An 8,507-nucleotide genomic window follows, 5' to 3' on the forward strand; every position below is an offset into this window, starting at 1 on the left:
AACTCGCGGACGGAATCCGCCCACCTCTGCGGGGCTCAGCGATCTGTCGGGCACCACGGGTCCGAGCTGTGGCCGACGGCGTGCCCGCAGAAGGCCTTCGGCGTCCGGCCCACCTCGCCGCCCTCGACGCGCAGGACGGCGACCGGCTTGTCCTCCGGCACGTTCCGGCCGATGTCCCCGCCGTAGTCGATGGTCCCGGTGACGCCCTCGATGTACTTGTTCGTCTGTTGTGCGTCCGGGCGCGAGGTGTGGATGGCGGTGATCTCGCGCCAGACCGCGCCCGGCGTCACCGGGATGTTCGCCGACGTCTCGCGCAGGTACGCGGTGGCTGTGATCATCACCAGCGCGGCGTCGTAGGACAGCCCGGCGTGGCCGTCGAAGGAACGGCCGCGCTCGGTCTGCTCGAACGGGAACAACGTCTTGTTCAGCGTGGTGTAGAAGTCCCGCGCCAAGCCCTGCGGGTCGGTCGCCGGCTCGTTCGCGAACGACAGGTAGTAGTACGGCAGCGCCCGGTTCTGCTCGCGGGCGACCTGGTCGGCGACGTAGCGGCTGACGTCGTCGTCGCCGATCACCGTCGCCCTGCTGCCGCACTGCGCGGCGCCGCCGACGAAGTCACCGAAGTCCGGTACCCCGCGGCCGGCGAAGAAGACGAAGCCGTCGTACGAGCAGGTGTCCCGGCCCGCCGACGCGGCGTTGCCCACCAACCGGTCGCCGTAGCGCTCGTGCGACTGCGGCGCGAGCTGCCCACCGTCCGGCGCGAACGCGCGAGCTTCGACCGAGAAACCCTGGTCCTCGAACGACTTCACCACGTCATCGCGCAGGTTGGTGCTGTAGCTGTCGGCGTCGTCGTCGGAGTAGTAGACGCGCAATGTGCGCGGGCCCGGCTGCTGGTGCGCGAACGCCGCGGCGACGGCCGCCTCGCGCCGGTTCTGCGGCGCCACCTGGAAGTAGATGGGATTCTGGTCGGCGAGGTCGTCGGCGGACAGCGTAGAGGCGACAACCGGGATGCCGGCGTTGCCCAGCGCGCGGATGGTCTCCCGCGTCGGCTCGCTGCTCATGTCCAGCCCGACCACACCGACGACGCTCTTGTCCTGCTCCGCCAACTGCTTCAGCTGCCCGGCGACGCGCACGCCCTCGCGCATCCAGCGGCCGCCATTCGCGATCAGCATCCGCACGATCGGCTCGGACGCCGCGGTCGCGTTGAGCTGCCGCAGCTGCGCGACGGCGAACCCCTCCAGCGACTCCCGCTCGGCGGTCAGCCCCTCGGCGGTGTCGTTGGACGAGGTCAGCGCCTCGAAGTCGACCAGCGTGATGTAGGGCCGTTCGCCGTGCTCTTCGTGCAGCTTTTCGGCGCGCCGGTTCTGGTCGGCGATCACCTGTTCGACCTGGCGGATGGTGCCGTCGGCCGGGTCGAACAGCGTGAACGAGCCGTCGGAGAGCCCGACGCACTCGCTGCCGGTCCAGGTGAGCAACTCGCTGGAGGTGCCGCAGTGGCTCGCACGGAAGTCCTCGTACCGCAGGAGGACGACGCTTGCGACGAGGCCGAGGACCACCAGGGGAACACCCATCCGCATCCATCGCGTGGCCCACCACGGCGGGCTGGACTGGCGGCGGCGCAACACGTAGGTATCGCCGAGGGACCGCAGCTCCTTGCGCGTCCCGCGCCGCTGGTCGGGGGAACCGGCGGACGACAGCCGGATCGGCAGGTACCACGCCGCGGCGTCGCGGGCGCGGCGGTCCTTGAGCAGTTCGTGCTGCCAGGCACGGTAGGCGCCACCGGCTTCGGTCGCGGTGTGGTTGGGCCGCTCTTCACTCACCGTCGCGTCCGGCGGCGGCGCGTTGCTCGTGCTGACCACGAGCAACGGGTCGAACAGGCCGGTCTGGTTTCGCACGTCGTTGATCAGCTTCAGCAGCCGGTAACCGCCGTTGACGGTGCTCACGTGGTCCAGCAGGAGCACGGGGTAGGTCATCCGCCGGCGGCGCCAGAACCCGGCCGGGCGCAGCCGGTACCCGCGGCGGAGGTCTTCGAGGAACGCGTTCACCAGCAGCCGCCCGACGAACTCCGGCGACTCCCGCTGCCACTCACCGTCGGTCAGGCGCAACGCGAACCGCACGAAGCTGCCCGACATCTCCGGCGCGAGGTGCGGCTGGCGCAGAAACCAGCGGTACCGGCCGGATAGCCCCGGCACGCGCCCGGTGACGGCGATCCGGAACGTGGCCATGGTCAGCAGCCGCAGCAGCAGCAACGGGATCCGCCACGCGACGTTCTGCGGCACCAGCTCCTGCCCGACGTTCTCGATCGCCGAGCGGAACCGCACCATCAGGCCGTTCTCCTGCAACCGCCGCAGCAACGTCCGCTCCGGCGCGGAGTCCTGCCCGGACAACTGCTCCCCCATCAGCTGTACGGCAAGGGTGAACAGCCCGAAGCGCAGGCCGGTACCGCGAGAGCGCGGGCTGCGGAGCAGTTCGGTGCGCGCCTTCCAGAGGATGTCCCGGACGGCCTTGACGCTGGCGACGGTCGCCGCCCCCTCGGTGTCGGTCGCTTCGCGCTCGCCGAGCGGGAGGTAGGCGTAACGCACACTGCCACTGGGCCGGGCGCTGCGAAGCCGTGAGCTGAGTTCCTCGAGGACGCCCTCGCAGTAGTCCGATCGAACGAGGCAGACCATCGGCAGCCCACGACGCCCGGCGCGTTCCTGCCGATCCTGGTACCCGGGCTCCCACTCGACGTTCGCCTGGTGCAGCGACCGAGGCAGATCCCCTATCCGCGGCCGCTGGTAGAGCGCGCCGATGAGCTTCACCAGCTTCTCGCTCCCGGGGAAGGCGAGCGGATCCCGCTGGTGCTCTTGGGTGGCGGAAGTGGTCTGTGCCATGACCCATGGTCACATGGGGGCCAAGGGGAGGAGTCCCGCATTTTTGCCGTCCTGCCAGGGAATCACTCGGGTAGGTAGCACCGCTGGGCCGAACGAGTGGCGTGGAAAAACTGCCGAGCAGACAGTTTCCGCTGTTCACCGAGAACCGCACACGCAGCGTCAACCATTCTGTGCGGATCATCATCCACAAGGCGGCAAGACGCTTGCACGAGATGCCAGCCGGTCGGTCCCGGCCACTAAGGTCGGGTGGTTGCGGCGATGTCACGTCGAAAATGTTGTGGTGCAACGTAAGAAGCAGAACCGCGGCACGAGTTCGGTCCTTCCACAGATCAAGTTTCAGGACGGCGTCTTCAGCAGAACAGCGGCAGAGGGTTCAGCTCGTGGTACTCGGTCGGCGTAGTCAATCGGCCGAGTTCGAGAGGCACGTCGTAGAGCCGGCCGGTGGCGGCCGAGATGCTCTCGCAGCGGCGCGACCAGGAACGGCGGCAACGCGATCGTCCGTGCCGAGGCCCGGGTCTTCGGCGGTCCCAGACGGGGCGAGCCTCGCTCTCGGTCACGCCCACCCGTTGGCTCGCAACTGTGTGGTTCCCATCTGACACCGTCGCCTGGATCGTGGACGACGGGACCTGAGCGAACCGCGCCGGCACGCACGAGAACGTCAGGGCGCGCACGGTCCTCGGACAGTGCACGCCCTGATGTTCAGCGTTTCCGGCCGTCAGCGCAGGAACTCCAGCAGCAGCGCGGTCAGCTCCCGCGGTCGTTCTTCGGTGAGCCAGTGGCCGGTGTCGGCCATTACCCGGGTCTCGACGTTCGAGGCGTAACCCTTCCACTGGGTACCGACGGCACCGCTCAGCGCCTCTTCGCCGCCGACGGCCAGGACCGGCATCTTCAGCAGCCCCGCCCCGCGGAACTTCTCGTTCTGGGCGATGTCGGTGTGCAGTGCTTGGTACATGGCCATCCACGCCTTGAACCGGCCGGGCTCGCGGAGGTATCGGGCGTAGAACTCGTAGTCGCCGTCATCGAACGCGCTGCCCACGGCCAGGTACTGCTCGATGAACCCCTTGACGAGGTCACGTTCGTGCCCACGGACCAGATCCTGAGCGAAGTCCTTCTGGAAGAAACCCAGGTGCCACGTCGAAAGCTCGCCCTCGGGAGAGAAGGCCGGGAACGTGTAGAGGGACCGGTCGGGGATGGGCCCCTCCATCACCACCATCCTGCTGACCTCGGCGGGCCACGTCGCGGCGTAGGGGTAGGCGATCCACGCGCCGATGTCGTGGGCCACGATCTGGATGTCCTTGTCGAGCTTGAGGTGGGCGAGCAGCGTGTGGACGTCGTCAGCCAGCTGTGTCGTGTCGTAGCCGGTCTCCGGAACCGAGGAGTCACCCGTTCCACGAAGGTCGACAGCGATCACCGTGTGGTTCTTGGCCAGGGCCTGAAGTTGCGGCTCCCACTCGGCGGACGTCTGCGGAAAACCGTGCAGGAGAACGACCGGTGAGCCGCTGCCTCCGCGGAGGTAGTGCATCCGGAAACCGTTCACCCACGCGTAGTTCGACTGGTAGCCGGTCGGCGGCCGGTTGGGCGGTTCGCCGGTCCGGGTGGCGGCGCTCTGCACGGCAGCAGACTCCGGCCTTGCCGTCACGGCGGCGTCGGCCGAGACCAGGCCGGTCCCCACGACGGCGGTGGCCGCGGTGACGACGGCGACGACTGTTCTGGTCAGGACCGTCATTTTCTTTCTCATGTGTTCCCCTGAAAGTGTGGTCAGCGGTCGATGGCGGCCAGGTCGGCTTCGGCGTAGCGGTCGCCCACGGCCGACTCCAGGTTGTTCAGCCGGGCGACCTGGGCGTCGGTGAGTCCGATGCCGTCGGCGGCGGTGTTTTCCTCGAGCCGGTCGATGCGGGTGGTGCCGGGGATGGGGGCGATGTCGTCGCCCTGGGCGAGCAGCCAGGCGAGGGCGACCTGTGCGGGCGTGGCCCCGGCTTCGGCGGCGACGGCGTTGACCTCGTCGACGATGCGCAGGTTGAGTTCGAGGTTGCCGCCGGTGAACCGCGGGTTGGTGCGGCGCCAATCGTCGGCGTCGAGGCCTTCCAGCGAACGGATGGTGCCGGTGAGGAACCCGTGGCCGAGCGGCGAGTACGGGACCAGGCCCACACCGAGCTCTCGCAGGACCGGCAGAACCTCCGCTTCGGGGTCGCGGGTCCACAGCGAGTACTCGGACTGCACCGCGGCGAGCGGGTGCACCGCTTGCGCGCGCCGGATCGTCGTGGGGCCCACCTCGGACAGGCCGATGTGGCGGACCTTGCCCTCGGCGACCAGCTCGGCCAGGGCTCCGACGGTGTCCTCGATCGGGGTGTCCGGATCGACGCGGTGCTGGTAGTAGAGGTCGATGTGGTCGGTGCCCAGGCGCCGCAACGATCCTCGACGGCGACGCGGATGCCGGCCGGGCTGCTGTCCGGGCCGGGGCGCCCGGTGTGCGAGACGAGGCCGAACTTGGTGGCCAGGACGACTTCGTCCCGGCGCCCCTTGATGGCCTGGCCGACCAGCTCTTCGTTGACGAAGGGGCCGTAGACCTCGGCGGTGTCGATGTGGGTGACGCCGAGATCCAGAGCGTGCCGGATCGTGCGGATCGACTGGTCGTTCAGCCGGCCGGCTCCGGTGTAGAAGGCTGACATTCCCATCGCGCCGAGACCGATGCGGGAGATCTCCAGCCCTCCGAGCGAGGCGGTTTTCATCCTGATGTCCTTTTCTGACGTAAGGTCGACCGCTTTAAGTTCCGATCGGTACAGAACGCTAGCACATCAGGACCGATCGGTACTAAAGTTTGCTGTGACGAGAGCCAGCGGCTCTGGAGCGAGGAGGACGCCGCCATGGGTGGTTCGGGGAGCACAGCGTTCGGCCGCCCCCGGGAGTTCGACATCGACGAGGCGCTGGAGTGCGCCATGCAGGTGTTCTGGGCTCGGGGCTACGACGGCACGAGCCTGACGGATCTGACCGGTGCCATGGGGATCACCAAGTCGAGCATGTATGCCGCCTTCGGCAACAAGGAGCAGCTCTTCCGCAAGGCGGTGAAGCGCTACGCCGAGGGCCCCGCCTCCTACGCGACGCGCGCCCTGCACGAGCCCACGGCACGAGGGGTGGCCGAGGCGTTCCTTCGCGGAGCCGTCCGGACCACGACATCGCCCGGCGCCCCCGCCGGGTGCCTGTCCGTTCAGGGCGCACTGGCGCTGAGCGAGCAGGGCCGCCCGGCGCACGATGTGCTCGTCGACTGGCGCAACGATGCGGGCGTACGGCTCGAGGAGCGCTTCCGGCGGGCGGTCGACGAGGGCGACCTCGGGCCGGACGCCGATCCGAGGCGGCTCGCCCGGTTCGTCATGACGATGGGGTTCGGCATCGCGGTCCAGGCCGCGAACGGCCTGGGGACCGCCGAACTCGACGAGATCGCCGCCACCGCGCTGCTCGCCTGGCCGGCTTAGCGCCCCGCACGTCATAGCCGGCGAAGATGAAGCGAAGGAAGGCGATGAGAGAGCCCGGAAAACGGCCGATCGGTGTCGGGATCGTGGGCCTGAGCGCGTCGGGAGGATGGGCGTCCGGAGCACACCTGCCCGCGCTTTCGGCCGTCGACGGCCTGGAACTGACGGCTCTGGCGACGAGTTCCGAAGCCTCGGCGGTCGCGGCCGGCGCCGCGTTCGGGGTGCCCGGCTACGCGTCGGTCCAGCAGCTCGCCGAGGACGAGAACGTCGACTTGGTGGTCGTCGCCGTCCAAGTGCCTAGGCATCGCGAGCTGATCTTGCCCGTGCTGGCGGCGGGAGTGCCGGTGCTCAGCGAGTGGCCGCTCGCCGTCGATTTGGCCGAGGCCGAGGAAATGCACCAAGCCGCTCGCGGAACGCGTACCTTCATCGGGCTCCAAGGGCGTTCCTCCCCCACCGCCCGCTGGCTGGCCGACCTCGTCGCCGGCGGATACGTGGGAAAGGTGCTGTCCGCGACGATGCTGGCGGCATCGGCCGAGTGGGGCACCCCCGTCTCCGAGCGCATGCGATACACGCTCGAACGTGCACTCGGGGCCACGATGCTCACCATCGCCTTCGGGCACGCCATCGACCTGGTGTCCATGATCGTCGGCGAGTTGCAGGACGTGGTCGCTTCGACCGCGGTCCGGCGACCGCTCGTCCCGTTGAGCGGCACCGGCCGGACGGTCCCGATGACGGCCGAGGACCAGATCGCCGTCTCGGGCACGTTGCCGGGCGGAGCCGTTCTCTCCGCCCACCACCGCGGCGGGACGCTGTCGGGACCTGGCTTCTCTCTTCTCGTCGACGGCACCGGGGGAACCCTCGAGGTCACCGCCGCCACCGGGTACCCGCACCTCGGCCCCGTCACGGTCCGCGGCTCGCGCGGTCGTGCCGGGCTGTCGGAGCTGACCTTGCCCGACGGCTACGACGACTACCCTCAGCTGGCCGGAACACCGGTGCACACCTTGGCGCACGCCTACGCGGCGATCCGCGACGATCTCACCCACGGCACCGCGACCGCCCCGGACTTCACCCACGCCGTCCAACGTCACCGGCTCCTGGACGCGATCGGCCGGTCCGCCGCCGAAGGACGACGAGTGTCTCTCCCCGTTCTCTGACAAGGAGATCAAGAACAACACCGCCACACGGAACCGATCCCGGGACGGATAATCATGCCGTGAGTGTCCGATCCAAAGCGATTTTGTGGTGGATCGCCTGCTGCGCAAGCCTTCCTGCGTGCCAGGCGCGGCACGCGGCTTTCGGCCGGGCAGAGCGGCCGCCGACCGCGTAGGGTGCGAAACACCAGGTCGTCGGGAAGGCCGGAGATGACGCCCCAGAACGACGCGTCCACACAGGACGCGGAAGCCCGAACGGACAGCTGGTGGCGCGCCCAGTTGTCGAATCTCTACGGCCTCTCCGCGATTTCGATGATGATGGCCGACGGCCGCGAAGCTGCGGACATCTTGCGGCTCGCCGCGACCTCGGTGGCGTCGCTTAGTGGTTGCACAACCGATGCGGCGTACCTCGTCGACGAGGACGGCACCGTCACCCCGCAGAACGGTGCGGAGCAAGCTCATCCCGGCCTCGGCGCGGAAGTCGGCAAGCTCGGTGGGCAGAGCGGGCGGATCGAGCTGGCCGACGGCCGCTGGCGCTGGTGCCACGCGCTGCGCGGGCTCGGCGGCCTGACGGGCCACCTCGTGGTCCGGGCCGAGCACCCGCCCTCACCTGACGAAGTCTTCCTGCTCAACTCGCTGTGCCAGCAGACCGCCACGGCGCTGGCGAACTCCGCGCTGCTCAAGCGGGAGCGGCGGCAGTCGGTGGCGCTGCGGGAGCTCAACGATCGGCTGTCCGCGTCGGTGGAGCGGCTCAAGCAGCAGAAGCTGGTGCACGACGTGCTGTCCACCATCCCGGCTTCCGGGGCCGGCGAGCCGGGTATCGCGCACGCGCTGCACCAGCTGACCGCGCTGCCGGTAGCGATTGAGGATCGGTTCGGCAACCTGCGCGCGTGGGGCGGCCCCGGCCGGCCGGACCCGTACCCGAAGGTCGGCGTGCACCGGCGCGAGGAGCTGCTCCGGCACGCCGCGACCCTGTCCGAGCCGGTCCGGGTGAAGGACCGGCTCATCTCCCTGGTGCG

At 69.3% G+C, this 8,507-nt stretch carries 4 protein-coding genes and 2 pseudogenes; 3 read left to right on the plus strand and 3 right to left on the minus strand.

From position 1 onward, the window contains the following. Nucleotides 1–35: 35 nt before the first annotated feature. From ABZ342_RS35250 to ABZ342_RS35260, 3 genes and pseudogenes are all read right to left on the minus strand, one after another. On the minus strand, nt 36–2,870 hold the full coding sequence (locus ABZ342_RS35250) for a hypothetical protein (protein WP_360482483.1): 2,835 nt from the start codon (nt 2,868–2,870) through the stop codon (nt 36–38). A 715-nt stretch (nt 2,871–3,585) separates the two neighbouring features. After that, nucleotides 3,586–4,608 carry an alpha/beta hydrolase gene (locus ABZ342_RS35255; protein WP_360482486.1) on the minus strand — a complete coding sequence of 341 codons (1,023 nt, stop codon included), beginning with the start codon at nt 4,606–4,608 and terminating at the stop codon, nt 3,586–3,588. A 20-nt stretch (nt 4,609–4,628) separates the two neighbouring features. Beyond that, nucleotides 4,629–5,599, minus strand: a pseudogene (locus tag ABZ342_RS35260) (aldo/keto reductase). Between the two features lie 135 nt (nt 5,600–5,734). On the opposite strand from ABZ342_RS35260, the gene ABZ342_RS35265 reads away from it, so the two are divergent. The 3 genes and pseudogenes from ABZ342_RS35265 to ABZ342_RS35275 all read left to right on the plus strand — a co-directional run. Further along, on the plus strand, nt 5,735–6,340 hold the full coding sequence (locus ABZ342_RS35265; protein ID WP_360482489.1) for a TetR/AcrR family transcriptional regulator: 606 nt from the start codon (nt 5,735–5,737) through the stop codon (nt 6,338–6,340). A gap of 44 nt (nt 6,341–6,384) precedes the next feature. Then, nucleotides 6,385–7,491: a Gfo/Idh/MocA family oxidoreductase gene (locus tag ABZ342_RS35270; RefSeq protein ID WP_360482492.1), complete on the plus strand. Its 1,107-nt coding sequence runs from the start codon at nt 6,385–6,387 to the stop codon at nt 7,489–7,491. A 207-nt stretch (nt 7,492–7,698) separates the two neighbouring features. Beyond that, nucleotides 7,699–8,507 (plus strand): annotated as a pseudogene (locus tag ABZ342_RS35275) (transcriptional regulator); the annotation flags it as partial.

The organism is Amycolatopsis sp. NPDC005961, assembly GCF_040629235.1.
In the GTDB taxonomy this organism is placed as follows: domain Bacteria; phylum Actinomycetota; class Actinomycetes; order Mycobacteriales; family Pseudonocardiaceae; genus Amycolatopsis; species Amycolatopsis camponoti.

Coding starts and splice junctions, on each gene's coding strand:
- ABZ342_RS35250 (WP_360482483.1), bottom strand. CDS start 2,870: ATGGCACAGACCACTTCCGCCACCCAAGAGCACCAGCGGGATCCGCTC.
- ABZ342_RS35255 (WP_360482486.1), bottom strand. CDS start 4,608: ATGAGAAAGAAAATGACGGTCCTGACCAGAACAGTCGTCGCCGTCGTC.
- ABZ342_RS35265 (WP_360482489.1), top strand. CDS start 5,735: ATGGGTGGTTCGGGGAGCACAGCGTTCGGCCGCCCCCGGGAGTTCGAC.
- ABZ342_RS35270 (WP_360482492.1), top strand. CDS start 6,385: ATGAGAGAGCCCGGAAAACGGCCGATCGGTGTCGGGATCGTGGGCCTG.